This is a genomic window from Pseudophaeobacter profundi, from assembly GCF_029697505.1.
In the GTDB taxonomy this organism is placed as follows: Bacteria; Pseudomonadota; Alphaproteobacteria; order Rhodobacterales; family Rhodobacteraceae; genus Pseudophaeobacter; species Pseudophaeobacter profundi.
Genome location: NZ_JARJEF010000001.1, coordinates 167,735 through 193,739 on the forward strand (window position 1 = coordinate 167,735; position 26,005 = coordinate 193,739).

Annotated in this window: 22 protein-coding genes; 10 read left to right on the plus strand and 12 right to left on the minus strand. The window is 60.0% G+C overall.

The features are described 5' to 3' along the window. Positions 1–11: 11 nt before the first annotated feature. On the minus strand, positions 12–458 hold the full coding sequence (locus P2081_RS00815) for a hypothetical protein (RefSeq protein WP_278920977.1): 447 nt from the start codon (positions 456–458) through the stop codon (positions 12–14). Continuing rightward, positions 455–1,975, minus strand: a complete 1,521-nt coding sequence (locus tag P2081_RS00820) for an AMP-binding protein (protein ID WP_278920978.1) — start codon at positions 1,973–1,975, stop codon at positions 455–457. Before P2081_RS00820 ends, P2081_RS00815 begins: the two co-directional genes overlap by 4 nt. A gap of 149 nt (positions 1,976–2,124) precedes the next feature. On the opposite strand from P2081_RS00820, the gene P2081_RS00825 reads away from it, so the two are divergent. Next, positions 2,125–2,727: an OmpW/AlkL family protein gene (locus P2081_RS00825; protein WP_278920979.1), complete on the plus strand. Its 603-nt coding sequence runs from the start codon at positions 2,125–2,127 to the stop codon at positions 2,725–2,727. A gap of 96 nt (positions 2,728–2,823) precedes the next feature. On the opposite strand, the gene P2081_RS00830 is transcribed toward P2081_RS00825, so the two are convergent. The 3 genes from P2081_RS00830 to P2081_RS00840 all read right to left on the minus strand — a co-directional run bounded on the left by P2081_RS00830 (position 2,824) and on the right by P2081_RS00840 (position 6,227). Continuing rightward, entirely contained in the window at positions 2,824–3,984 is a 1,161-nt protein-coding gene (locus P2081_RS00830; protein WP_278920980.1) for an isovaleryl-CoA dehydrogenase, read from the minus strand. Positions 3,985–4,234: 250 nt separating this feature from the next. After that, positions 4,235–5,455, minus strand: coding sequence for a DegT/DnrJ/EryC1/StrS family aminotransferase (locus P2081_RS00835; RefSeq protein WP_278920981.1), 1,221 nt, complete (start codon positions 5,453–5,455; stop codon positions 4,235–4,237). A gap of 109 nt (positions 5,456–5,564) precedes the next feature. After that, entirely contained in the window at positions 5,565–6,227 is a 663-nt protein-coding gene (locus P2081_RS00840; RefSeq protein ID WP_278920982.1) for an HAD-IA family hydrolase, read from the minus strand. 129 nt (positions 6,228–6,356) lie between these two features. Between P2081_RS00840 and glmU the strand changes: the two genes are divergently transcribed. Genes glmU through P2081_RS00855 form a run of 3 tightly spaced genes read left to right on the plus strand, consistent with a single transcriptional unit; the run spans position 6,357 to position 10,316 of the window. Then, the gene (glmU, locus tag P2081_RS00845) at positions 6,357–7,712 is read left to right on the plus strand and encodes a bifunctional UDP-N-acetylglucosamine diphosphorylase/glucosamine-1-phosphate N-acetyltransferase GlmU (RefSeq protein WP_278920983.1); all 1,356 of its coding nucleotides are present in this window, start codon (positions 6,357–6,359) and stop codon (positions 7,710–7,712) included. After that, entirely contained in the window at positions 7,712–9,535 is a 1,824-nt protein-coding gene (glmS, locus tag P2081_RS00850; RefSeq protein WP_278920984.1) for a glutamine--fructose-6-phosphate transaminase (isomerizing), read from the plus strand. Before glmU ends, glmS begins: the two co-directional genes overlap by 1 nt. 4 nt (positions 9,536–9,539) lie before the next feature. Beyond that, entirely contained in the window at positions 9,540–10,316 is a 777-nt protein-coding gene (locus tag P2081_RS00855; protein WP_278920985.1) for a DNA alkylation repair protein, read from the plus strand. Positions 10,317–10,386: 70 nt separating this feature from the next. Here the strand turns inward: P2081_RS00855 and P2081_RS00860 are convergent, their stop codons facing one another. Continuing rightward, positions 10,387–10,875, minus strand: a complete 489-nt coding sequence (locus tag P2081_RS00860; RefSeq protein ID WP_278920986.1) for a hypothetical protein — start codon at positions 10,873–10,875, stop codon at positions 10,387–10,389. A gap of 91 nt (positions 10,876–10,966) precedes the next feature. On the opposite strand from P2081_RS00860, the gene moaA reads away from it, so the two are divergent. Genes moaA through P2081_RS00875 form a run of 3 tightly spaced genes read left to right on the plus strand, consistent with a single transcriptional unit; the run spans position 10,967 to position 14,352 of the window. Then, a complete protein-coding gene (moaA, locus tag P2081_RS00865) occupies positions 10,967–11,977 on the plus strand; it encodes a GTP 3',8-cyclase MoaA (RefSeq protein ID WP_278920987.1) in 1,011 nt (336 codons plus the stop codon). 9 nt (positions 11,978–11,986) lie between these two features. After that, positions 11,987–13,312, plus strand: coding sequence for a 3-deoxy-D-manno-octulosonic acid transferase (locus P2081_RS00870; RefSeq protein ID WP_278920988.1), 1,326 nt, complete (start codon positions 11,987–11,989; stop codon positions 13,310–13,312). Then, a complete protein-coding gene (locus P2081_RS00875) occupies positions 13,309–14,352 on the plus strand; it encodes a glycosyltransferase family 4 protein (protein WP_278920989.1) in 1,044 nt (347 codons plus the stop codon). The genes P2081_RS00870 and P2081_RS00875 overlap by 4 nt, the downstream gene beginning before the upstream one ends. Positions 14,353–14,488: 136 nt before the next feature. On the opposite strand, the gene P2081_RS00880 is transcribed toward P2081_RS00875, so the two are convergent. From P2081_RS00880 to P2081_RS00905, 6 genes are all read right to left on the minus strand, one after another. After that, entirely contained in the window at positions 14,489–15,652 is a 1,164-nt protein-coding gene (locus tag P2081_RS00880) for a M20 aminoacylase family protein (RefSeq protein WP_278920990.1), read from the minus strand. Positions 15,653–15,739: 87 nt separating this feature from the next. Further along, complete coding sequence (locus P2081_RS00885; protein WP_278920991.1) at positions 15,740–16,909, minus strand: M20 aminoacylase family protein; 1,170 nt, start codon at positions 16,907–16,909, stop codon at positions 15,740–15,742. A gap of 24 nt (positions 16,910–16,933) precedes the next feature. Further along, positions 16,934–18,100, minus strand: coding sequence for a M20 aminoacylase family protein (locus P2081_RS00890; protein WP_278920992.1), 1,167 nt, complete (start codon positions 18,098–18,100; stop codon positions 16,934–16,936). A gap of 53 nt (positions 18,101–18,153) precedes the next feature. Next, entirely contained in the window at positions 18,154–18,624 is a 471-nt protein-coding gene (locus P2081_RS00895; protein WP_278920993.1) for a MarR family winged helix-turn-helix transcriptional regulator, read from the minus strand. 65 nt (positions 18,625–18,689) lie between these two features. Beyond that, on the minus strand, positions 18,690–19,856 hold the full coding sequence (gene argE / locus P2081_RS00900; RefSeq protein ID WP_278920994.1) for an acetylornithine deacetylase: 1,167 nt from the start codon (positions 19,854–19,856) through the stop codon (positions 18,690–18,692). A gap of 4 nt (positions 19,857–19,860) precedes the next feature. After that, positions 19,861–21,681, minus strand: a complete 1,821-nt coding sequence (locus P2081_RS00905) for an ABC transporter ATP-binding protein (RefSeq protein WP_278920995.1) — start codon at positions 21,679–21,681, stop codon at positions 19,861–19,863. A gap of 354 nt (positions 21,682–22,035) precedes the next feature. Here P2081_RS00905 and P2081_RS00910 point away from each other — a divergent pair, with 354 nt between their 5' ends. The 3 genes from P2081_RS00910 to P2081_RS00920 all read left to right on the plus strand — a co-directional run bounded on the left by P2081_RS00910 (position 22,036) and on the right by P2081_RS00920 (position 25,806). Next, a complete protein-coding gene (locus P2081_RS00910) occupies positions 22,036–23,736 on the plus strand; it encodes a peptide ABC transporter substrate-binding protein (protein ID WP_278920996.1) in 1,701 nt (566 codons plus the stop codon). 158 nt (positions 23,737–23,894) lie between these two features. Beyond that, on the plus strand, positions 23,895–24,902 hold the full coding sequence (locus tag P2081_RS00915) for an ABC transporter permease (protein ID WP_278920997.1): 1,008 nt from the start codon (positions 23,895–23,897) through the stop codon (positions 24,900–24,902). Continuing rightward, the gene (locus P2081_RS00920) at positions 24,895–25,806 is read left to right on the plus strand and encodes an ABC transporter permease (RefSeq protein WP_278920998.1); all 912 of its coding nucleotides are present in this window, start codon (positions 24,895–24,897) and stop codon (positions 25,804–25,806) included. The genes P2081_RS00915 and P2081_RS00920 overlap by 8 nt, the downstream gene beginning before the upstream one ends. Positions 25,807–26,005: the final 199 nt, after the last annotated feature.

Consider the following 26,005-nt stretch of genomic DNA (forward strand, 5'->3'; position numbering starts at 1 on the left):
CTGCGTCCTTATCACCTGGTGCGGGTTGTCTGGTCGAGTTCAACCACGCGGAGTTTGAACCATTTCAACAGCGCCGTTTGGTAGGCGCCAATCTGGGTAGAAGTCAGGTCGGCGACCTGACGATTCTGAAAAGCAGAAGACGTCTCCGCCATCGTCTGAGCCCCGATATACTGCTGCTTGACGCGCGGGCTATCCTGCTCCAGCCAAAAAGAGCCGAAAACCATGCAGTCCCCACGCCCGCGCATTTCAAGACTGAGATTGCGAAGCTTGGTTGATGTCGAGATACAAAGTCGCCGTATAGGAACCAACATCGCGCCATTTGAGACCCGGCTGCTGCAAGCGGCAAGATACCCTTGGCTGTCAAACATGTTCTCTTGCTGGGGCTGCGCCCGCAGCATTGGGGCAGTCAGCACCAGGGAGGCGATGAAAGCAGCCGCGATGCACTGAACGACCTTCACGACGTGAGCTCCTGCGCGGCCCGCGCCTTGAGCTCTTTACGGATGACCTTGCCGGTCACTGTCATCGGCAGGGCCTCCAGAAAAGAGATTTCGCGAGGGTAGGAATACTGGGCAAGACGGTCTTTTACGTAGTCTTGCAATTGTTGTTGCGTAGCCTGGCTCTCGGGTTTCAGCACCACATAGGCCTTGACGATCTCGGTGCGCAACGGATCGGGTTTGCCGACAACACCAACGGTGGCCACGGCGGGGTGAGTCATCAGACAGTCTTCGATCTCGGCTGGGCCAATGCGGTAGCCTGAAGACGTGATCACGTCATCTTCGCGACCGACAAAGCGCAGAAAGTCGCCTTCCCAGATGCCGCGGTCTCCGGTGACAAGCCAGTCGCCGCAGAACTTGGCGGCGGTCTCTTCCGGGCGGTTCCAGTATTCCAGCATCATCGAGGCCGACCCACGGCGGACAGCCACATCCCCCTCACCCGTGGTCGGATTACCGGTCGCGTCCAGCACTGCCAACTGATGGCCGGGGACAGGTTTGCCGATGCAGCCCGGACGCGGCGCGTAGTCGCCACCACAGGACGAAGCCACCATATTACATTCGGTCTGGCCGTAGAATTCATTGATGGTCAGGCCGAAATGCGCCTGGCCCCAGGCGAGCATCTCTGCGCCCAGGGGCTCTCCGCCAGAGGCAACAGAGCGCAGACCGCCGAGCCCCTGCCCCGCCGCTTTCAGCATGCGTAGCGCTGTGGGGGGAAAGAAAACATTGCGTATATTGCCGCGCTGTACCAGATCAGCGCAGGCCTCGGGGCTGAATTTATCCAGCCGCGCCGCCACCACAGGCACGCCCAGCGCCAGACCCGGCATCAAGACATCAAACAGGCCACCAATCCAGGCCCAATCTGCCGGGGTCCACAGGCAGTCTCCGGGCTGGCCCAGATGATCATGGCTGACAGACACACCGGGCAAATGGCCGGTCAGCACCCGATGACCATGCAGCGCCCCCTTGGGGCTGCCCGTGGTGCCCGAGGTATAGATCAGCACCGCTGGCGTTTCTGGCGTCGTGTCGGCAAAGGCAACCGGATCACCGGGGCGCCCGACGCGGTCTACCAGAACCGCCTCGGCCAGATTCCCCAAGAGATCTGCCCCATCGGGATCGGTCAGGACAAAGGCAACGCCAGCGTCCCCGGCCCGCGAGGCCAGGGCATCGCGTTTGAACAGCTTGAACAATGGGACTGAAATCGCCCCCAGCTTCCAGATGGCCAAATGCGCGGCGGCGCACCAGGGCGACTGGCTAAGCAAGACACCAACCCGGTCACCCGCCTGGATGCGCGGCTGCATATAGCGCGCAAGACCGTCGACCATTTCGGCCAATTGCCCATGGCTGATGTCGCGGCGCTCTGGCCCTGTCAGATCAATGATCGCCAGCGCCGCTGGCGCATGCGCCATGGCCTGAGCCGCCATATTCAGCCCCGCAGGCAGAGACCAAGACCCCCCTGCGGTCAAACCCGGATATTCTCGCATCAGCAGCTACTCTCATATTGCATGGCAGGTATGCGGGATTTTCCTGCATACCCAAGGGGAAAGCGAGTTCTCTCTTGATCCAGATCAGAGCATTCATCCGGACAAGGGCGCAAAGAGGAGGCGTAAATACAAGAAAAGGGATTCCCCCCATGAAACGCTCTGCTTCCATTCTCGCGCTGGTAACCGCCTGCACTGTTGTAGCGGCCCCGGCTTTTGCACAGTCCCAAGGCGACTGGACCTTTGGTATCGGTGTCATCAACGTCAACCCCAAGTCGAATAATGGCACCCTGGCTGGTGGCCCGGCCACAATAAACGACAATACCCAGGCTTCCTTCACCGCAGAGTACTTCATCCGCGACAATCTCGGGATTGAACTGCTGGCCGCGACCCCGTTTGAACATGACATCAGCATCGGCGGCGCCCTTGCCGGGACATCCAAGCAGCTGCCGCCCACCCTGTCGGTCAACTATCACTTCCCCACCAATGGCAAAATCAAACCCTTCATCGGGGCCGGGATCAACTACACAACCTTCTTTGAAGAGCAGTCTTCCCTTGGTGTGCTGAAACTTGAAGACAGCTGGGGATTTGCGGTCCAGGCGGGGGCTGACTGGCAGGTTTCCGACAAGGGTGCGCTGCGTCTGAACGTCCGCTACATGGACATCGAATCCGATGCCTACCTGAACGGCGCCTCTATCGGCACAGCCGAAATTGACCCGGTCACCATTGGTGTCAGCTACGTTCACAGGTTCTGATCCCTTGCTCTAACATCAACTGGCGGGCCCGCACAGGCCTGCCAAACACCTCAATCCCCCCAGCTGGCCTCCCTCGGACAGCTGGGGGGTGTTGGTTTACATGGTGCCCATCAGTTCCCGGCCGATCAGCATCCGGCGAATTTCCGAGGTGCCAGCGCCAATTTCCATCAGCTTGGCATCGCGGAAGATCCGGCCAACGGGGTTATCGGACAGATAGCCCGCGCCGCCCAGCGCCTGCACCGCCTGATGCGCCTGGGTCATCGCCTGTTCAGAGGCAAAAAGACAGCAGGCCGCCGCATCCTGGCGGGTCACGGTGCCCTTGTCGCAGGCCTTTGCCACCTCATAGACATACGAGCGTGCCGCGTTCATTGCCGTATACATATCGGCAATCTTGCCCTGCATCAGCTGGAAGTTCCCGATTGGCTGGCCAAACTGCTTGCGCTCTTTCAGGTAGGGCATCATCTCGTCCATACAGGCGGCCATGATCCCGGTGCCGATACCGGCCAGAACCACCCGTTCGTAATCCAGCCCGGACATCAACACCTTGACGCCCTTGCCCTCTTCGCCCAGCACGTTTTCAAACGGCACTTCGCAATCGTCAAAGATCAGCTCGGCCGTGTTGGATCCGCGCATACCCAGCTTGTCAAAATGCGGCGAGGTCGAAAAACCCGTCATGCTTTTTTCAACGATAAAAGCGGTGATGCCCTTGGAGCCCGCTTCCGGATCGGTCTTGGCATAGACCACCAGTGTATCGGCGTCGGGGCCGTTGGTGATCCAGTATTTATTGCCGTTCAGGCGGTAGTGGTCATTCCGCTTTTCCGCCCGCAGCGACATCGAAACCACATCCGACCCAGCGCCCGCTTCGGACATGGCAAGGGCTCCGACATGTTGACCGGACACCAGACCGGGCAGATATTTTTTCTTTTGCTCGTCACTGCCGTTCAGCTTGATCTGATTGACGCAAAGATTTGAATGCGCGCCATAAGACAGCGAGACCGAGGCGCTGGCCCGCGCCACTTCCTCAACCGCGACCGTGTGGGCCAGATACGACATGCCCGCACCGCCAAATTCTTCCGGCACCGTGATGCCCAACAGACCAAGCTCCCCCATCTCGGCCCAGAGTTCGGCTGGGAATTCGTTTTTCTGGTCGATTTCCTGCGCCATGGGTTTGACGCGATCCTGCGCCCAGCGATGCACCATATCGCGCAACGCATTTACCTCATCTCCAAGATCGAATTGCATGCTCGCATTGAACATTTCCCGCTCCCTTTCCCACAGTTCTGGCTAAATTATCTGAACAGTTGTTCATTTCATAGAGCGCAACCTTGATTCGGGTCAATCCCTGCCCTGCGATGGCGACGGCGCGACAAATCCTCGAAACCGGGATTATCAAGCAAAACCAAGGATTAGATCGAAAAGTCAAAAATGCACGTGACACAAAAAAGGGGGCACCAAACCGGAGCCCCCCACTGCAACGCTGTTTCATTCGGGCAAAACCGCTGCCGCCCTAACCACTCCGGCCCCTGCGATGCTGGGCCTCAGACTGGAAGACTGCGCCTACTTCTTCCCGGATGATCCGCGCAATCTGGGCGCAGTCTTCAAGGCTAAAGGTTAGGGGCACACGCATATCGACAATCCCGGCCAGGATGCGGTCGCTTTTGGGCAGGCTCTGCGCCTCAGCATAGCGCCAGCTGTCATAGCGCGAGGTAAAGGCCACCGGCTCCGGGGTGCCAAACCACTTCAGCTCCACCCCGCGCGCGCCACAGCGGGCGATCACCTCTTGCAGCGCATCATCGCGCCAATCAAGCAGCAGGAACTGGATCGACGACCCGACATAGCTCTCCCCCTCGGGGCGTTCGACAATGGTCAGGCCGGGGGTATCGCGCAGCCCGGATTCAACAACCCGGTAGCGTTCATTCCAGCGCGCCACCTGCGCGTCAAGTTCATAGAGTTGCGGGCGCAGGATAGCGGCCCGCAGATTATCCATGCGGCCGGAAATATTCGGCGTATCGTATTTCACCTGCTCAAATGCCTCGGGCGGGGGCGCTGCCAGGTGGCGTTCATACAGCATGTAGGACCCCGACAACATGACCGCACGGGCGGCGATGTCGGGATCATCAGTGACAAGCAGGCCACCTTCACCAGAATTTACATGCTTGTAGGTCTGACACGAATAGCAGCCCACCGCGCCCTGTCGGCCCGAAGCCTGCCCCTTCCAGGCCGCCCCCATGGTATGGGCGCAGTCCTCGATCACGATGATGCCCGCGTCATTACAAATCTGCATCAGGCGGTCCATGTCACACAGATGCCCGCGCATATGGCTCAGCATCAGGACGCGCGCCTGATCGGCCTTGGCCACCAGATCATCCAGATCAATGGTCAGGTCCTCGCTGACGCCAACAAAGACCGGAGAAGCGCCCACCGCAGCGATCGCCCCCGGTACGGGGGCCAGGGTAAAGGCATTGGTCAGCACGCACTCGCCATGCTGCACCCCGACGGCGCGCAGCGCAGTCGCCAGCGCATAGCCACCCGAGGCGACCGCCAAGCAATATTTGGCACCGATCTGGGCCGCGAACTCTTGCTCCAGCAGGGCCGTCTCGCCATGCTCACCCTCGGTGACGTTATAGCGATGCAGGCGCCCATGGCGCAGAACCTGCAGTGCGGCTTCGATTGCCGCCTCAGAGAGTGCTTCTTGCTGGGTGAAGCTGCCAGTAAATTTCTCGCTCATAAGGGGTTTGTGAGCCGCCCTTTCGCGGCGGTCAAGGGGGAACAAACCCTTGGCAAGCCCCCTTTACCACCGGCAAGCCCCTAGCATGGCACCGCCAAGCCGCCAGCCCCTAGCCAATCAGACGGGCAACCATATCGGGCAGATCTTCGTAGCGCTGCAACAGGGCCTCGGGTTTGAGCGCGGCCATATCCCCCCCCGCCGGACCAAAGGTTACCAGCACCGACGGCACCCCGGCATTGGCCGCCGTGTTACGGTCAGTGTCACTGTCGCCGATCAGAATGGTTCTCGCCGGATCCCCGCCAGCCCGCCGCGCGGCCTCGAACAGGGGCTCGGGGTCAGGTTTGCGCACCGGCAGAGTATCCGCCCCGACCAAAGAGGCAAAGGAATCCCGCACGCCCAATGAGCGCATCAGCTGTTCGGCCAAGGCCTCTGGCTTGTTGGTGCAGATACCAACGCCATATCCCGCCAGTTTCAGGGTCTCTACCGCCTCCATCGCGCCGGGATACAGGAAAGTGTGATGATCAATGGCGTCGCGGTAAGCCGCAAGCAGGACCGGGTAGTAATCTTCGACCTTCGCCGCATCATAGACGCCTGCCCGTTTCATACCGGCCGTCAGCATCATCTTGCCACCACGCAGGGCCGTGGCCGCATCCTGCGGCTGGGTCAGCATATCCCCCAGCCCCATCTGGCGAAAACAGGCATTTGCCGCCGCCAATAGATCACCCGAAGTATCCGCCAGTGTTCCATCCAGATCAAAGATAACTGTTCGCATTTTGCCCCCACTCGGCGTCTTTTTGCTGCCCTTTATTGCAAGTCGCAACCATCTTTGATGGCTCTTTGGCTTGCACCCTTGCTGTTAGCCGATAGAACGGGGGCAATAAAGTCAAAGAGAAAACTGATTATGAGCATAGCCCTTGTCGTGCTTGCCGCTGGCAAAGGCACACGCATGAATTCGGATCTCCCCAAGGTTCTGCACCCCATTGCCCAGGCGTCAATGCTAGAACACGCGCTTGCTGCAGGCCGCGTCCTGGATCCAGAACGGGTGATCGTTGTCGCCGGTCACGGGGCCGAGGCGGTGCAGGCCGCGGTTGCCGAGATTGACGAAACCGCCGAAGTGGTCTTGCAAGAAGAACAGCTTGGCACGGCCCATGCGGTAGATCAGGCCCGTGCCGCCCTGACGGGGTTCAGCGGTGATGTGGTGGTGCTGTATGGCGATACGCCCTTTGTCAGCGCTGAAACCCTGGAACGCATGATTGCCGCCCGCGCCAGTGCCGATCTGGTGGTGCTGGGCTTTCAGGCCGCGGATCCCGCCCGCTATGGCCGGTTGGTGATGCAGGGCGACAGCCTGGAACGCATTGTCGAATACAAAGACGCCTCTGAGACAGAGCGGGCCATCAGCTTTTGCAATTCCGGCCTGATAGCCTGCGATGCGGCGCTGATGTTTGATCTGATTGCCGAGATCGGCAATGACAATGCTTCGGGCGAATATTACCTAACAGATCTGGTCGAGGGCGCGCGCAAATCGGGCCGCAGCGTCACCGCTGTTGCCTGCGACGAAAGCGAAACCCTTGGCGTGAATTCACGCAGTGATCTGGCCGCAGCGGATGCGGTATTTCAGGCGAAAGCACGGGCAGAGCTGATGGATCTGGGCGTCACCCTGATGGCACCGGAGACCGTCTATCTGGCCTTTGATACCGTCATTGGCCGCGACACGGTGATCGAACCCAATGTGGTCTTTGGCCCCGGTGTCACGATCGAAAGCAGCGCGCTGATCCGTGCCTTTTCCCATCTGGAAGGCTGCCATGTCAGCCGCGGTGCCAAGGTCGGCCCCTATGCCCGCCTGCGCCCCGGTGCGGAACTGGCCGAAGACACCCATATCGGCAACTTTGTCGAAATCAAGAACGCCGAAATCGCCGAAGGTGCCAAGGTCAACCACCTGAGCTATATCGGCGATGCCTCGATCGGCAAGGCCACCAACATTGGTGCCGGCACCATCACCTGCAACTATGACGGGGTGATGAAACACCGCACCAAGATTGGCGCGCGCAGCTTCATCGGTTCCAACACCTTGCTGGTGGCCCCCGTGACCCTGGGGCATGAAACCATGACGGCCTCGGGCACCGTGGTCACAAAGGATGTAGAAGACGGCGCGCTGGCCATTTCCCGCGCGCGGCAAGAAAACAAGCCTGGCTACGCCGAGAAGCTGATGGACATGCTGCGCGCCAAAAAGACCCGTCTGAAAAAAGGATCCGAATAATGTGTGGCATCGTAGGCGTCCTTGGAAAACATGAAGCGGCACCCATTCTGGTAGAGGCGCTCAAGCGTCTGGAATATCGCGGCTATGACAGCGCCGGCATTGCAACCGTCAACAACGGCGCCCTGGCGCGGCGGCGGGCCCTGGGGAAACTGGTCAACCTAAGCGACCTGCTGGTGCATGAACCGCTGCCCGGAAAATCCGGTATCGGCCATACCCGCTGGGCCACCCATGGGGCGCCTTCGGTCGGCAATGCCCACCCGCATCGTGCTGGCGCGGTTGCTGTCGTGCACAATGGCATCATCGAAAACTACCGCGATTTGCGCACTGAACTGGCCAGCTGCGGTATCGAGTTTCAGACCGAAACCGACACCGAAACCGTTGCCCTGCTGACCCAGCACCACCTGGCCCAGGGACTGTCTCCCATCGCGGCTGCCAATAAAACCCTGGACCGGCTAGAGGGGGCCTTTGCCCTGGCCTTTCTGTTCGAAGGCGAAGACGATCTGATGATTGCCGCGCGCAAAGGCTCTCCGCTGGCGGTGGGGCATGGCGATGGCGAAATGTTCGTCGGCAGCGATGCCATCGCGCTGGCACCGCTAACCCATCGTGTCACATATCTGGAAGAAGGCGACCGGGTCTACCTGACCCGCACCAGCCTGGAAATCCGCGATGCCCAGGGTGCGCTGGCCAATCGGGCGATGAAGATCATCCAGATCGATGTGGCGCAGGTCGACAAGGCCGGCCACAAACACTTCATGGCGAAAGAGATCGCCGAACAGCCCACGGTTATCGCAGAGGCCATCCGCCACTATCTGCCCGTCGGCGAAGATGCGGTGCATCTGCCAGGTGATGGCATTGATTTCTCAAAGATCGAGCGGCTGACCCTGGTCGCCTGCGGCACTGCCTTCTATGCCTGCCTGACCGCCAAATACTGGTTTGAACAGATCGCGCGTATTCCGGTGGAAGTCGATATCGCCTCTGAATTCCGCTACCGCGAACCACCGATCCCGGGCAAGACCGCAGCGCTGTTTGTTTCCCAATCCGGCGAAACCGCTGATACCTTGGCGGCACTACGCTACTGTGCGGGCAAGGCGGATAAGATCCTATCGGTGGTCAATGTGCCGGAAAGTTCGATCGCGCGCGAAAGCGATCTGGCCCTGCCCATCCACGCAGGCGTTGAAATTGGCGTGGCCTCGACCAAGGCCTTTACCTGCCAACTCAGCGTATTGTTGATGTTGGCGCTCAAGGCCGCAACGGATCGCGGTGAAATCTCGGCTGAGGATCTGCAGGCGCATATCTCGGCCCTGCGCGGGCTGCCAAATATACTGGCCGCCGGGCTGGAGCAAAACGACACCATACGCCAGGCAGCGCAAAAGCTGAGCGAAGCCCGCGACGTACTGTTTCTGGGCCGTGGAATGATGTTCCCACTGGCGCTGGAGGGCGCTTTGAAACTAAAAGAAATCAGCTACATACACGCCGAAGCCTATGCATCTGGAGAATTGAAGCACGGCCCCATTGCCCTGATCGACAAACAGATGCCGGTGGTGGTACTGGCCCCACGGGACGCTCTTTTTGATAAATCCGTTTCCAACATGCAAGAGGTCATGGCGCGCAAGGGCAAGGTGCTGTTGATCTCGGATGCGGCGGGCCTTAAGGAAGGGGGAGACGGCACCTGGCAAACCATCCAGATGCCACAGGTTCACGACAGCCTGGCCCCTATTCTCTATGCGCTGCCGGCACAGATGCTGGCCTATCACACTGCGGTTGCCAAAGGCACCGATGTAGATCAGCCGCGCAATCTCGCAAAATCCGTCACGGTGGAGTAACCTGATGATCCTTGAAGATGCCCTGGCCGAATTGAACGCCGCAAATGAACCCGGCCGCGCTGAACAAATGGTCAGCTACCACAAGCAAAAGCGCATCGTTCTGGGCGTCCCCAACACCGCGATCAACGATATCACCAAGGCCTGGCGCCAGGCGCTGACCCTGCCAGAGCGTGTTACCCTGGCGGATGAGCTGTGGAAAAGTGACGTCTTTGAGGCCCGCCTGGCCGCAGCCAAGCTGCTGACCCAGGCCCGCATCAAAGACGATGCCGCGATTTGGGATCTGCTGCAAAGCTGGCTGCCGGATTTTGACAGCTGGGCGATTGCCGATCACGCCGCGATGGCCATGCAGAAACGGCTGACCGCCGATCCAACGCGCCTGGATGATGTCGAAGCCTGGACAACCAGCGACAATATGTGGACCCGGCGCGCCGCGCTTGTGGCCTGCCTGCCCTGGGCCAAGCTGAACAACCTCAAACCCGAAGATCAGGCACGGCGCGACCGCATCCTGGGCTGGGCCGCCTCCTATGTGCCCGATCGCAACTGGTTCCTGCAAAAGGCCATCGCCTGGTGGGTCCGCGACCTGAGCAAACATGACGCCGCCGCCAGCCGGGAATTTCTGATGGCCAATGGCGCAGCGATGAAGCCCTTTGCCCGCAAGGAAGCGGCGAAATACCTGAAAGAACCAATCATCTATCCCAACCTCCCCCAACCCGAGCCCGCACAGGATCAGGTGGATCAGGACGCGCCAGATCAGGCGGTAGCTGACAAAGCAGATAGCTAAAGCCCAGGCGACCAATACCTAAGTTAGCCCCGCCTTGGGGCGTGCCTGCAGGCCGGTCTTCGCCAGAAGGTCAGCCTGCGGGCAATACCTGGACCTCAACCAGCTCGCTCAAGGGGGCGCCAAGGGCGCGCATGGCACCTATCGACAGGCGTCCACCGCCGGAACTGCCCGCCGCAGCGGGTTTCAGCGTGACCATCACCTCTTTGCCATTGGCACTGCGCAGACGCGCGGCCTGGGGCCTGGTCACCAGGTCAGTCTGCATCCACATGCCGGGGATCGCCGGATCCCCCAGCGAGGCCACCGTACTGGCGCGCCCCTGAAAGGCATCCGCCGGGTCGGTTGAGGGCACAGCAACCAGGCTATCCGTCAGATCCCCCGACGCCAGGGCATCCTCGGTCGAAATTGCCGAGAGCGGCGCGCCAGAATCTGCAGTCGCCGTTTGGCCGCTCCCCTGGGCGGTGTCGGGCCGCGGCCCACCAAGAATATCAGAGTTCCACTGCAAGGTATTGCAAGCAGTCAGCAAAACGGCGGGCGCAAAGGCAAGGATCAGCTTTTTCATAGCGCCAGCCTAGCCCTGGTACAGCGCCATGACCAGCACCAAAACAGAGTCTCTTCTTGCCCTGAGCAAGACTGCGCCTTAGCTATAGGGCATGAATGCACCATTGATTGATCCCTTCGCCCGCGCAATCACCTATCTGCGCGTCTCGGTCACTGACCGTTGTGATTTCCGCTGCGTCTATTGCATGTCGGAAAACATGACCTTTCTGCCCAAGAAAGAGCTGCTGACCCTGGAAGAACTGGATCGGCTCTGCTCTACCTTTGTCAAATTAGGTGTGCGAAAACTGCGCATCACTGGCGGAGAGCCCCTGGTGCGGCGAGGTATCATGACCTTCTTTCAGTCGATGTCGCGGCATCTGGACAGCGGTGCCCTGCAAGAACTGACCCTGACCACCAATGGATCGCAGCTGGAAAAATACGCCAAAGATCTGTTTGCCGCCGGGGTGCGCCGGGTGAATATCTCGCTTGATACCCTGGACGAAGAAAAATTCGCCCGCGTCACCCGTTGGGGCCGCCTGCCCCAAGTGCTGCGCGGCATTGATGCGGCACAAAAGGCGGGGCTGCGGGTCAAGATCAACGCCGTCGCCCTAAAGGGTTTCAACGAGGCAGAGCTACCGGACATCACCCGCTGGTGCGCCAGCCGCGACATCGACCTGACCTGGATCGAGGTAATGCCCATGGGCGAAGACATCGGCGATGCCAATCGCATCGGCCAGTTCTGGTCCCTGAAAGAGCTGCGCGCGGAATACGAAAAACACTATACCGTCAGTGATCTTGCGGAACGCTCTGGCGGGCCGGCGCGCTATGTGCGCCTGGAAGAAAGCGGCCAGAAGATCGGTTTTATTACCCCGCTCAGCCATAATTTCTGCGAAAGCTGCAACCGGGTGCGCATCACCTGCACCGGCGAGATCTATACCTGCCTCGGCCAGGAAGGGTCCGCTGATCTGCGCAGCCCGCTGCGGGCCAGCCCCGAAGGTTCTGACCTGCTGGAAAATGCTATTCGTGCCGCCATTGGCGACAAACCCAAAGGCCATGATTTTGACTATTCCCGGCAAGAAGTCGGCGGCACCATGTCCCGCCACATGAGCCATACCGGCGGGTAAGCGAAGCCCATGTCAAAACCTGAAAAAACAGCACCGCCAACGCTGCTGTTTCACAGTTATCGCGCCCTGACCGCGATGCTCTTGCCCTTTGCCTATCGCAAAGTTGCCGCAAAACTGGCTGCCGAAGGCATTCCCAGACTGCGCCAACGCGAGCGACTTGGCCGGGCCAGCCAACCCCGCCCTGCTCTTGCACCGGGTGCCGCGCTGATCTGGTTTCACGGGGCCTCGGTTGGCGAAAGCCAAGCGGCGCTGACGCTGATCAACCGCCTGCGCCCGCAGCTGCCCAAGGCACGATTTTTGCTGACCTCCGGCACGGCGACATCAGCGGTGATGGCAGCCAAACGTCTGCCCGAGGGCTGCCAGCACCAGTTTGCGCCGCTGGACAGCGGCAGGGCGGTACGGCGGTTTCTGGACCATTGGCGCCCCGACGCCGGGATCTTTGTCGAAAGTGAACTGTGGCCGGTTACCCTGGCAAGCGCCAAGGCGCGTGGTACCCGGCTGGCGCTGGTCAATGCCCGCCTTTCTGCACGCTCGGTTGCCAGCTGGCGCAAAAAGCTGCCAACGGCGCGTTTCATTCTTGGGCTGTTTGATCTGCTGCTGGCGCAGAACCCGGCGGTGGCGCAGGATCTGGTCTCGCTTGGCGGCAATGCTGACCGGGTATTTCCCAGTGGCAACCTCAAAGCCGCTGCTGCTGCGCTGCCGCAAGACACCGCCCTTGTGGCCGAAATGCGCGCCGCGCTATCCGGACGCCCGGTCTGGATTGCCAGTTCAACCCACAAAGGCGAAGAAGAGATCATCCTGGCCGCCCATCGCGCCCTGCTGCGCGATCACCCCGATCTCTGCCTACTTCTGGCACCGCGTCATCCGACCCGTGCCGCCGAGGTCCGCGACAAGATCACCAAGGCTGGCCTGACCTTTGCGCAACGCAGCAGCGCTGCCCCCCTGGCCCGTGAAACGCAGGTCTATCTGGCCGACACATTGGGAGAGCTGGGCAGTTGGTACGCGCTGAGCGAGATTGTCTTTCTTGGCGGATCATTGCTGCCGATTGGCGGCCATAATCCCTTTGAGGTGGCCCAGGCCAAAGCGGCAGTGCTGACCGGTCCGGGCTATAGCAATTTCAGCGAAACCTTTCCGCCGCTGATCGCCGCGGGCGGCGCAGTCGAGGTGGCGGATGCCGACAGTTTGGCCGCAGCGGTGGATCACTGGCTTACCCAGCCAGAGGCGCTGCACGCCGCCCGCGACGCCGCAGGCGACTATCTTGCGGCGCAATCGGGCCAACTGGATCAGGTGGTCACCCGGCTGATCACCGGCCTCAACCTAGGAGACCCGGCGTGAATGAGCTTTATGTCACCAACTTCAACAAGAACTTCACCGGGGTCTCGGCCACTGCCGCCAATGTTCTGCGCCAGCAGATGGCGCTGCATGAGGTGCGGCTGATCGGACGTGCGCTGCCCGCCTGCCCGGCGCCGATGTCGCTGCAGACCGCGCGCCGCCTGGCGGCAAAGCCACCGCAGGACTACCCCTTTTCCATCTGGCATGTACGTCGCAACACTGAAATGCGCGCCGCGATCTGGAGCCGCGATGTTCTGCGGCTGCCAATCCGCATTGTCTTTACCTCGGCTGCACAGCGCCGCCATTCGGCGCTGCCGCGCTGGCTGATTTCGCGCATGGATGCGGTGGTCGCCACCACTGAAAAGGCAGCAGATTTTGTGCCCCATGTGCGCGCCGTGGTGCCGCACGGGGTTGATACCGATCTCTACTGCCCCGCCGAAAATCGCGCCACTGCCTGGCGGGCGCTTGGCTATGGTGGCACGTTGGGGCTGGCCAGTATTGGCAGGATCCGGCCGGAAAAAGGCACCGATCTCTTTGTCGAAGCGATGCTGCAGCTGCTGCCCGACCTCCCCGGCGCAACCGCCTTGGTGCTGGGCCGCGCGGCCCCCGAACATCAACGGTTTTTGCAGGGGCTTCAGGCGCGTATCAAGGCCGCAGGCTTGAGCGATCGTATCCTGTTCCCCGGCGAGGTGGCCCCGCAGGACCTGCCGCAGGTCATGCGCGCCCTGTCACTTGTGGTGCAGCTGCCGCGCTATGAGGGCTACGGCATGGTGCCGCTGGAAGGCATGGCCAGTGGTGTGCCCTTCATTGCTTCGCAAGCGGGCTATTACAGCGCCTTTTCCGCCCAGGGAACCACCGGCAAGATTGTCCCGCTAGAGGACGCCGCAGCCGCAGCCGCAGCCGCCCTGGCGCTATTGTCAAACCCAGACCGCCATCAGGCCATGTGCGCCCGCGCCCGTGACGTTGCCATCAACAGCTTCAGCGCCACCCGCGAGGCCGAAGGCATTGAAGCAGTTTACCAAGAACTATGGAGCAAGGGCTAAGCCCTGCAAGATAAGATGGCGCGCCGATGGCGGCGGTCGTCAGACAACGGCCCAGCAGACAAAGAGGCGGGCCAGACAGACAAAAGGCCCGGCAATCGCCAGGCCTTTTGCACAGGTGTTTGGGTTGGCTGCCGGATCAGGCCGCAGGCATGCGCTGTTCGACAATTTCCGCCCACCAGCTGCAGCCGGCCGGGATGGCCTCGTCGTTGAAGTTATATTCCGGATGGTGCACATCGGCGCTGTCGCCATTGCCAACCAGGATATAGGCGCCGGGGCGCTCTTCCAGCATGAAGGCAAAGTCTTCGCCGCCCATCACCAGCGGTGCCTCATCGCAGCCACCGGAAATACCGCTGGCCACCTTGGCCGCGAATTCGGTCTGCTCTTCGTGGTTCACCATCACCGGATAGCCGCGGTGATAGGTCACCTCTGCGCTACCACCAAAAGTCGCCGCCACGCCGGCGCAGATTTCCTGGACCCGCTTTTCGGCGAGATCGCGCATCTCTGTCGACATGGTGCGCACGGTGCCTTTGATCTGAACCCGCTGTGGAATCACGTTGAACGCCTTGGAAGAGGTTTCAAACGAAGTCACCGACACAACAACCCGGTCCACCGGATCCGCATTGCGCGATGCGATGGTCTGCAATGCCAGAACCGCCTGCGCAGACATCACGGTGGTATCGATGGTTTCATGCGGTTTTGCCGCATGGCCACCGCGCCCTTCAAAGGTGATGTCAAACTGGTCGGTGGCGGCAAAAAAGGCACCGGGACGGATTGCAAAGCTGCCAATCGGTTTCCCAGGCCAGTTGTGCATGCCGTAGACTTCCTGAATGCCCCAGCGTTCCATCATGCCATCGTCGCACATTTCTTTACCGCCGCCGCCGCCTTCTTCGGCGGGTTGAAAGATCAGAACCACGGTGCCGTCAAAATTACGGGTCTCGGAGAGGTATTTCGCAGCGCCCAACAGCATGGCGGTATGGCCGTCATGGCCGCAGGCATGCATCGCATCGGGGGTCTTGGAGGCATAGTCCAGCCCGGTTGCTTCGTGGATGGGCAGCGCGTCCATATCGGCGCGCAGGCCAATGACCTTGCCCGCGGTATCGGTCTTACCCTTGATCACGCCAACAACCCCGGTGCGGCCAATGCCGGTGGTGATTTCATCACAGCCGAATTCCTTGAGCTTGTCTGCCACCAGCGCCGAGGTCCGGTGGGTTTCAAACAGGATTTCAGGGTTTTCGTGAATGTCACGACGCCATTCGGTGATTTCTTTTTGCAATTCGGCAAAGCGGTTCTTGACCGGCATGGAAGCTCTCCTTTGGAAGTAACACCCCCGGCACCTTGTCCGAGGGAGGCTATTGAATGGTGGTCTCTGTCGGGCGCAGATTGCCTGTCAGGCGACAGGCATGCGTTGTTCGATAATTTCGGCAAACCAGCTGATACCGGCTGGGATCGCCGCATCGTTGAAATCATACTCCGGATGGTGCAGCCCGGCAGAGGGTCCGTTGCCCAGCCGGATCATCGCACCGGGGCGTTCCTGCAGCATAAAGGAAAAATCCTCTCCGCCCATGGCCAATGGCACCTCTTCACAGGCGCCCACCCCCGAAACCGTTTCTGCCGCCACCCGGGCCAGATCTGCTGCCGCCGCATCATTGATCGTGACCGGCACGCCAAGGTGAAAGGACAGCTCCGCCGATCCGCCAAAGCTCTGGGCGATGCCGTCAACGATCGCCTGCAGCCGCTCTGGGATCAGGGCGCGCACCTGCGGGGAATGGGTGCGGATGGTGCCGCGCACCTCGGCCCGATCCGGGATCACGTTAAATGCCTTGGAAGAGGTTTCAGCCGAGGTCACCGACAGCACCCCCTGCAAGACCGGGTCGACATTGCGCGACATCACCGTTTGCAACGCGCAGATGATATGCGCCATCATCACCGTGGTATCGACGGTTTCATTTGGTTTGGCGGCATGGCCACCGCGCCCCTGCAGCTGCAGCGTGAATTCATCCACCGAGGCCAGGATCGGGCCGGGACGAATGGCAAATTTGCCCAGCTCCAGCCCCGGCGCATTGTGAATGGCATAGACTTCATCAATGCCGAAGCGATCCATCAGGCCGTCCTTGCACATGGCTTCGGCGCCATTGCCGCCCTCTTCGGCGGGCTGAAAGATCACCACGGCGGTGCCATCAAAATTGCGGGTTTCGGCCAGATATTTTGCCGCACCCAACAGCATGGCGGTATGGCCGTCATGGCCACAGGCATGCATCGCATTGGGGATTTTAGAGGCATGGTCCAGCCCGGTTTGTTCCTGCATCGGCAGCGCATCCATATCGGCGCGCAGCCCAATGGCGCGCCCCTGGGAATTGCTGCGCCCCTTGATCACGGCAACAACCCCGGTCCGGCCAATCCCGGTCACCACCTCATCACAGCCAAAGCTGTGCAGCTTTTCAGCCACCAGGGCGCTGGTGCGATGGGTTTCATACAGGATTTCAGGATTTTCATGGATATCGCGACGCCAGGCGGCCACCTCGTCGTGCAGATCGGCAATTCGGTTCTTAACGGGCATCGCGCCTGTCCTTCCCTGTTGAGGTTACGCAGCAGGCATACGTCGTTCGACCAGTTCGGCAAACCAGCTGCAGCCCAGCGGAATTGCCTCGTCGTCAAAGATGTAGGCCGGGTGGTGGCACATCGGCGTATCGCCATTGCCGAGGAAGATATAGGCGCCGGGGCGCTCTTCCAGCATGTAGGAAAAATCCTCTGACGGCATGATCGGCGATGTATTCTCATCGACAGCGACCCCGACCGCCCGCGCCGCCTCGATGGCATGGCCCGTCTCGGTCTCGGTGTTGAATGTCACCGGATAGCCTGGTGACCAGGTCACCTCGGCACTGGCGCCAAAGGCCTCGGCTGTGCTTGTCGCCACCCGGCGCACCCAGTCTTCCGCCTGGGCGCGGTATTCGGTATCCAGCGTGCGCACCGTGCCCTGCAATTTGGCCGTATGGGCAATCACATTTGACGCGGTACTGTCGGTTTCAAAGGTGCCCACCGTGAGCACCACCCGTTTGACCGGGTTGACGTTGCGCGACACGATAGAGTGGAGCGAGACCACAATCTGCGCGGCCACAAGGGTGGTGTCGATGGAATCATGCGGCGCAGCGGCATGCCCCCCCTTGCCGGTGACAGTGATCTCAAATTCGTCCGAAGAGGCCAGCAAAGCTCCGGAACGAATGGCAAATTCGCCAACTGGCTTGCCCGGCATATTGTGCAAGCCATAGACTTCCTGAATGCCCCAACGCTCCATCAGGCCATCCTGGCACATGGCCAGCGCACCTGCGCCTCCCTCTTCGGCGGGCTGGAAAATCAGAACGACCTTGCCGTCAAAATTGCGGGTCTCGGCCAGGTATTTCGCTGCCCCCAGCAGGATTGCCGTATGCCCATCATGGCCACAGGCATGCATCACCCCCGGCGTCTTGGACGCATAATCCACCCCCGAAGCCTCGTGAATTGGCAGGGCGTCCATATCGGCGCGCAGGCCAATCACCCGACCCGAGGTATTGGTCTTGCCCTCGATCACCGCCACAACACCCGTCTTGCCAATGCCGGGCGTCACATCGGTGATACCAAAACCGTGCAAACGCTCCTGAACAAAAGCCGCTGTTTTGTGCAGCTCATACATCAGTTCGGGGTTTTCATGCAGGTGGCGCCGCCAGCCGGTCACCTCTTGCTGCATTTCGGCAAATCTATTCTTGATGGGCACGGGCTCAACTCCTCTCACTTGAGATGATTGGTACGAAAATAAAAAACGCTTGTCTACGGGTCTTGCTGGTCCCGCCCCTGCGCCGACAGAAAGACAACGAGCTTTTCATGCAGAAGAGAAATATCATCTGCTTGCAACCCGCCGGTCACCTCTGCACGCACCTGTGTCAGGCGGGATTTGACCGTCCGAATGTAGTCCTGGCCAGCCTGCGTCAGCGTCAGTCGCACGGTGCGCCGATCCCCGTCACAGCGCGCCCGCTGGACCAGCCCGTGGTCCTCCAGCTTGTCAACATAGCGCCCCAGGGTGGCGTCATTGATGGCCAGGATCGTCCCATAGGCGTTCTGCACCAGTCCCGGCTTGCGAAGAATCATCCCCAAAACGCTGAGATGCCCTGCAGATAGCCCGGTTTCCTTGCCGATCAGCTCTACGTGCTGGGCAATCATCCGCCCGGCTATTTGTATCAGCACGGCAAAATCAACGTCTTGATAGACCTCTTGCAAGAGGTCGCTTTCGGTATTTTGCATAGCTACCTTTCGCGGGTGCAAAGAAGAAAGAAGAAGATGTCCGCCCGCACAGGATGCATCCGCCGCTATTGCGCCAGCCGCGCGACCAGTTTTTTCATAAAGTCATGGCCTGCATTGAACTGTGCGACAGTGACATATTCGTTGGGCTGATGCGCCTGGGCAATATCGCCGGGGCCACAGATCACCGCCGAATAGCCTGCAGCCTGGAATTGCCCGGCCTCGGTTCCATAGGTCACCACATGGGTCGCGTTATCACCGGTGAGGCTGCGCACCAGTGTTTCGGCCTCGCCTGCCTCTTCCGGCACCAAACCGGGCACATGAAACGCCTGGGTCACATCAATACGCGCCTCGGGGTGGATCGCCTGCATCCCGGCCTCGACCTTTTTGACCTCGGCCAGATAGGCCTTTTCCCAGTCGTCGCCATTTTCGCCTGGAACCACACGAAAGCCCATCATGAAATGGCAGTCCTTGGCGGTGATATTATTGGCCGTGCCGCCCGAGATCGTGCCGACATGGCAGGTGGTAAAGGGCGGGTTGAACAGCGCCTGCATCTCGCCCGGCTCCTGCGCCTGGTTTTCTGCGTTGCGCTGATTGGCCCAATCGATCAGCTTGGCGCCCTCCATGATGGCGCTGACCCCGGTGGGCAACAGCGAGGAATGCACCTCAAAGCCGATCACATGCGTGTTGTAGGCATAGGCCCCGTTGTGGCCTGTGACCGCTTGCATCATCGAGGGTTCGCCAACAATCACCGCCGCCCCCTTGGGCAGCAGCGGCTGCATGGCTTCGATCATCGGCGGCGCACCGGTGCAGCCGATCTCTTCATCAAAGCTCAGGCCCAGCTGCAGCGGGCGTTTCACGCCGCGGTGATGTGCCTCGACCAATGCCCAGATCGCCAGGGCGTCAAAGCCCTTCATGTCGCAGGTGCCCCGGCCAAAATATTTACCGTCGCGTTCCACCACGGTAAACGGATCACTATCCCAGGGCTGGCCATCCACAGGCACCACATCAGTATGCCCCGACAGCACGACCGCGCCCTCGATCTCTGGGCCGACATGAGCAAAGAGCGCCGCCTTATGGGGCTGGGCCGGATCCACCCAGCGATGCGCGGTGATGCCATGCCCCTGCAGATAGTCCTGCACCCAATCCACCAGCGGCAGATTGGTGTCACGGCTGACGGTTGGAAAGCTGACCAGATGCTGCATCAGTTCCAGCGGTGTCAAAATAGTCGCCATGCGCTCAATACCCGCTATCGGTGGTCAGCACATAATGGCCTGGCTCGACCTCCTGATACTGCGAAGGTTCGGGCTTATAGTCCAGCCCGTGAATCGGCGACGGGATAGGTTTGAAATTCAGGTCTTTTTCGCTCTTGCGGCGATGCGGATCGGCAATGGGAACCGCCTTCATCAAGGCCTGGGTATAGGCATGCTGCGGGTTCTCAAAGACGCGGGCACGCGGGCCAAGCTCAACAATACGCCCCAGATACATCACCCCGACCTGATGGCTGACCCGCTCTACCACGGCCATGTCATGGCTGATGAACAGGAAGGACAGCCCCAGATCTGCCTGCAATTCCATCATCAAGTTCAAGACTTGGGCTTGTACAGAAACATCCAGCGCCGAGACGGCCTCATCTGCGACGATCAGTTTAGGGTTCAGCGCCAGGGCACGCGCGATGGCGATTCGCTGGCGCTGGCCGCCGGACATCTCGTGCGGGTAGCGGCGCATGAAACTGCGCGGCAGCTGTACCCGATCAAACAGATTCGCAACCCTATCCTGCAGCTCGGACCCTGACGCCAGGCCATAGTTGCGCAGGGGTTCTGCCACCTGATCCAGCAACTGCATCTGCGGGTTGAGCGACGCAAAGGGATCCTGAAAGATCATCTGCATATCCAGGCGCGCCTTGTGCAGATCTGCATGGTTCAACCCCAGGATATCGCGCCCTTCAAATTCCACCTTGCCCGACAACGGTTCGACCAGACGCAACAGCGACCGCCCGGCGGTGGATTTGCCACACCCTGATTCGCCCACCAGTGACAGGGTCTGGCCCTTGAAGACCTTGAAAGAGACATCTTCCACCGCATGCACATTTGCGACGGTCCGGCGCAGCAAGCCGCCTTTGACGGCGAATCGGGTGGTCAGGTTTTCAACATTCAGCAGCACCTCATTGGTGCCAGTGATCGGCGCGATCTTCTGATCCTCGACCCCCATCAGCTTCATCGGTTCAGGATAGGCCTTACCCTGCATTTCGCCCAGCTTTGGCACCGCAGCCAACAGTGCCTTGGTGTAATCATGCTGCGGGTTTTCAAAGATCTCTTCGACGGTGCCCTCTTCGACCTTGTTGCCGCGGAACATGACGACGACACGGTCCGCCATCTGCGCCACGACGGCCATGTCGTGGGTGATGAACATGACTGCGGTGCCGGTTTCACGTTTCAGCCGATCCATCAGCGCCAGGATCTCGGCCTGAATGGTCACATCCAGCGCGGTTGTCGGCTCGTCCGCGATCAGCAGGCGCGGCTCACAGGCCATGGCCATTGCGATCACCACGCGCTGGCGCATACCGCCCGACAATTCATGCGGATATTGCTTCAGGCGGCGTTCTGGTTCGGGGATGCGGACCTCGCGCAGCAGTTCCAGAGCGCGTTCTTCGGCCTGGGATTGCGACATATCCTTGTGCACCCGCAGCCCTTCGGTGAGCTGGCGACCAACGGTGAACACCGGGTTCAGCGCCGTCATCGGCTCTTGAAAGATCATCCCGATTTCGTTGCCCCGGATATCCTTCATCACCTCACTGGAGGCCTGGGCCAGATCCATTTCGCCACCGTCACGGCGATCAAACATCAGCGCCCCGCTAGTGATCTCTCCGCCGCCAAATTCCACCAGACGCATCAGCGACAGCGAGGAGACGGATTTGCCCGACCCCGACTCGCCCACGACGCAGACGGTCTCTCCGGGGTTCACATCAAAGGAAACATTCTCGACGCCAACAACCGGGCCATCCTTGGTTTGAAACTCAACCCGCAGGCCTTTGATTTGCGCAATAGGTTGATCAAGCACCTGGCGCCCCCCTGTATCTATTATGTTATGCGGCCCGGTGTCGGGCCTTGCCGAAATCTACGTCGATCTTGGTCTTGCCGTCAAATCTGCCTTTAATAATCTCGAATGGAAAGCCTTGCCGGAAAAAACCTCTGGTAAGGCTTGCATTTTCCTCAAACTCTGTTTCGATATGCTCAGTATCTGCCCATCTTGACGGGTCAGCATAGGCCCCGTGATTTGAAAAGCGTCTGTTTTTCAAATTGTTCCGCGCAATGTGAGGCAGAGCGACATCGTATCCGCAGCTTTGCGGCAACAAGCCAGGCCCTGGTTGCCCGGCACAAAAAGACACGTAACGTGTTCGACAAGGAGAGTGTAATGAAACTCAAAACCCTTTTGATGGGTGCCATCGCTTCGGCAGCCGTCGCTCCGGCAGCTTTTGCCGAGCGTGGCGCCGATGGTCAGGTAAATATTATTTACTGGCAGGCCCCTTCGATCATGAACCCCTTTCTGTCCGGTGGGACCAAAGACGTCGAGGCTGCCTCTCTGGTGATTGAACCTCTGGCGCGCTACAATGAAGTTGGTGAAATGGTGCCGTTCCTGGCATCCGAAGTTCCAACCGTGGAGAATGGCGGCGTCAGCGAAGACCTGACCACCATCACCTGGAAAATCGCCCCTGGCATTAAATGGTCCGATGGTACGCCCTTCACATCGAAAGACGTGAAATTCACTGCAGATTACTGCATGGATCCCGAAGGCGGCTGCGCCCAGGTTACCAAATTCGAAGGTGTGACTTCGGTTGAAGCGCTGGATGATCTGACGGTCAAGGTCACCTTTGCCCAGCCAACACCCTTCCCCTATGGCCCCTTTGTTGGCGGCGAAAGCCCCATCATTCAGGCTGCTCAGTTTGCTGATTGCATGGGCGCCAAGGCCCCCGAATGCACCGAGGCCAACTTTGCGCCGCTGGGCACCGGCCCCTTTGTTGTGGATGAATTCAAGCCCAACGATGTGATAACCCTGTCGGCCAACCCCAACTTTCGCGACCCGGCCAAGCCTGCCTTTGCCAAGGTCCTGTTCAAAGGCGGCGGTGATGCAACCGCAGCTGGTCGTGCCGTGATGGAAACCGGCGAATTCGACTATGCCTGGAACCTGCAGCTGGCCCCCGAAGTCGTGGCCCAGATGGAATCCGCCGGCAAGGGCACGCCTGTCGCAGGCTTTGGCCCGCTGGTTGAACGCATCATGCTGAACAACACCAACCCCGATCCGGCGCTTGGCCCGGATGAACGCTCGGTGATCCGCCCGCACCCCTTCTTGGGCGATCCTGCCGTTTACAACGCCATGTCGCTGGCGATCGACCGTCCTTTGCTGGTTGAAATCGGCTATGGCAAAGCGGGTAAAGTCACCTGTAACTGGGTCCCGGCCCCTGCTGCTGTGAACTCTGACACCATGACCTGTGACAAACAGGACATTGCAGCTGCAAACGCGATGCTGGAGGAAGCGGGCTACAAAGACACCGATGGTGACGGCGTCCGCGAAACCCCATCGGGTGTTCCGATGAAGATCCTGTACCAGACCTCGACCAATGCCGTGCGTCAGGATTTCCAGGCTCTGATCAAACAGTGGTGGAGCGAAATCGGTATCGAATCCGAGCTGCGTAACCTCAGCGGTTCTGTGTTCTTTGGTGGTGATCCCGGCTCGCCCGACACCTTCCAGAAGTTCTATGCCGATGTTGAAATGTATGCCAATACCTTCAACGGCACCGACCCGCAGTCCTACCTGGCCAACGGTCTGTGCGACAAGGCACCTTCGCCTGCAAGCCAATGGCAGGGCGAAAACATCTCGCGCTTCTGCAACGAAGAGTATGACGCCCTGCATGCGGAGCTGACAAAAACAGCCGGCGCCGAAGCACGTGCCGAAATCTCCAAGCGCCTGAACGACATCATCGTAACCAATGGTGGTATGATCCCACTGGTTCACCGTGGTCGTCTTTCGGCCCATGCCAACAGCCTGGGTGGCGTTAAGCTCAACGTCTGGGACAGCGAACTCTGGAACGCTGCTGACTGGTACCGCATCAAATAAGCGGATCTTGTAGAAACGGGGCCCCGGTGTTTTCGCCGGGGCCTCTTGCCATCCGCGCCACGTTCCGTTCTATCGCGGACACGCTGGACAGGCCGCACCCCAAGGGCTGCGCGCCCTTTCCGGATCAACAATAACACATTGCAAAAGGCGCACGCTCTATGCTGACCTTTACAATCAGGCGACTGGTCCTGTCGGTTCCGACATTGCTGTTCATCAGTCTCGTGATTTTCCTGCTGCTCGAACTCGCCCCCGGCGACCCCATGGCGCAGGTTCCCCTCACAGTTCCCCCTGAAGTCAAAGAAAAAATGCGCGAGGCCCTGGGCCTTGGCCAACCCGCCCCGATCCGGTTCTGGAAATGGCTGGTGCAATTCTTCTGGATTGAACCCCAGGTGATGATTGACCACTATTTTGGCACCACCTTCTCGCAGGGGGATCTGCGGGTAATTTCCTGGCAGACCCGTTCGCCAGTGATGGATATCGTCATCCAGCGGATGCCACAGACCCTGTGGGTTGTTGGCACCGCCTATGTGGTCGCCATCTTCATCGCGCTGCCCATTGGCATCTATTCAGCCTATCGCCAGTATAGCTGGTTTGATCAGCTGGGGACCTTTATATCGATGGTCGGCTTTTCAGTGCCGCCCTTCTTTTCGGGTGTGCTGGTCATCGTGATCTTCTCGGTGCAACTGGGCTGGTTCCCGTCGATCTATGACACCACCCATGTGGTGGATAGCTGGGACAGCTTTGTCTATCAGTTGCAGCAGATGATCATGCCAGTCATGGTGCTGGCGCTGCAGATCACCGCCCAGCTCAGCCGTTTCATGCGCGCCTCGATGCTGGACAACCTGAACCAGGACTACGTGCGCACCGCCCGCGCCAAAGGGCTAAGCGAATATGTCGTGGTCATGGTGCATGTCCTGCGCAATTCAATGATCCCGGTGGTCACCGTGATTGCACTGGGCATCCCGGCAATCTTTGGCGGCGCAATCATCACAGAACAGGTGTTCAAGGTGAATGGTATCGGCCAGCTGCTAATTGGTGCGATCCAGGCCAATGACCTGCCGATGGTGCAGACGCTTACCTTTATCTTTGCCATCCTCATCGTGCTGTTCAACCTGATCGCTGATGTGCTCTATGGCATTCTAGACCCGAGGATCCGCTATGACTGAGCTGAGCAATCCTATCCCAAGCAAACCACCGCGCAGCCAGTGGCTGGACGTCTGGGACCAGTTCAAATCGCACCGCGGCGCCCTGATGGGCGGGATCCTGTTCCTGCTGATCGTGGCAACGGTCTATCTGGGGCCGTTCCTATGGGATATCGATGCAACCCATATCGACATCCGGGCCCGCAACCAAGGGCCCAGCTGGGCGCATCCCTTTGGCACCGATCAGCTGGGCCGCGATATGCTGGCCCGGATGATGGCCGGGGGCTCCACCTCTGTGTCCGTCGGGCTGACGGCAATGATGCTGGCGCTGTTTCTCGGCTCTTTCATTGGTGTTGTCGCGGGCTTCTTCAAACGGCTCGATGGGCCTTTGATGCGGCTGACCGATCTGTTTCTGGCGCTGCCGCTGCTGCCGCTCTTGCTGGTGATGATGCTGTTGTTCCGCGAACCGCTGAACGCCGCCTTTGGGCCAGAGCAGGGCATTTTCATCCTGATCGTCTGCGCCATTGGCATCACCTCCTGGATGCCCACTGCGCGGATCGTTCGCGGCGATGTGCTGGCCATCAAGGAACGTGAGTTCGTTCTGGCGGCCCGTTCTATCGGCACCGCCGACAACAAGCTGATCACCCGGCATATCCTGCCCAATGTGTTGTCCCCCATCATGGTCTCGGCCACCCTTGGTATCGCCACCGCGATCATCACCGAAAGCTCGCTTTCCTTCCTGGGTCTTGGCTTTCCGCCCGATTTCCCAACCTGGGGGCGGCTGCTGTTTGATGCCACCGACTATCTCCAGCAGCACCCGGAGCGGGTGTTCTGGCCCGGTATGGCGATTTCTCTGACGGTGCTGAGCGTGAACTACCTTGGCGACGGGCTGCGTGACGCGCTGGATCCACGGATTCGCGGCCGCTAGGAACAGCGGGCAGCAGGGCCTTTGCTGCGGCTCTCGCTGAGACATATTCAAATAAGAAAATAAATGCCGGCCGCCCCCTGGGGCGGCCGATATTTTTTTGCCACGCCGGGCATTGCAGGACAGGGTCCTGCCTAAATCACCATCAACAGAACATCTCTCCTGCGCATTCTGATGAATGCGCCGCTTTCCCCCTTGTCGT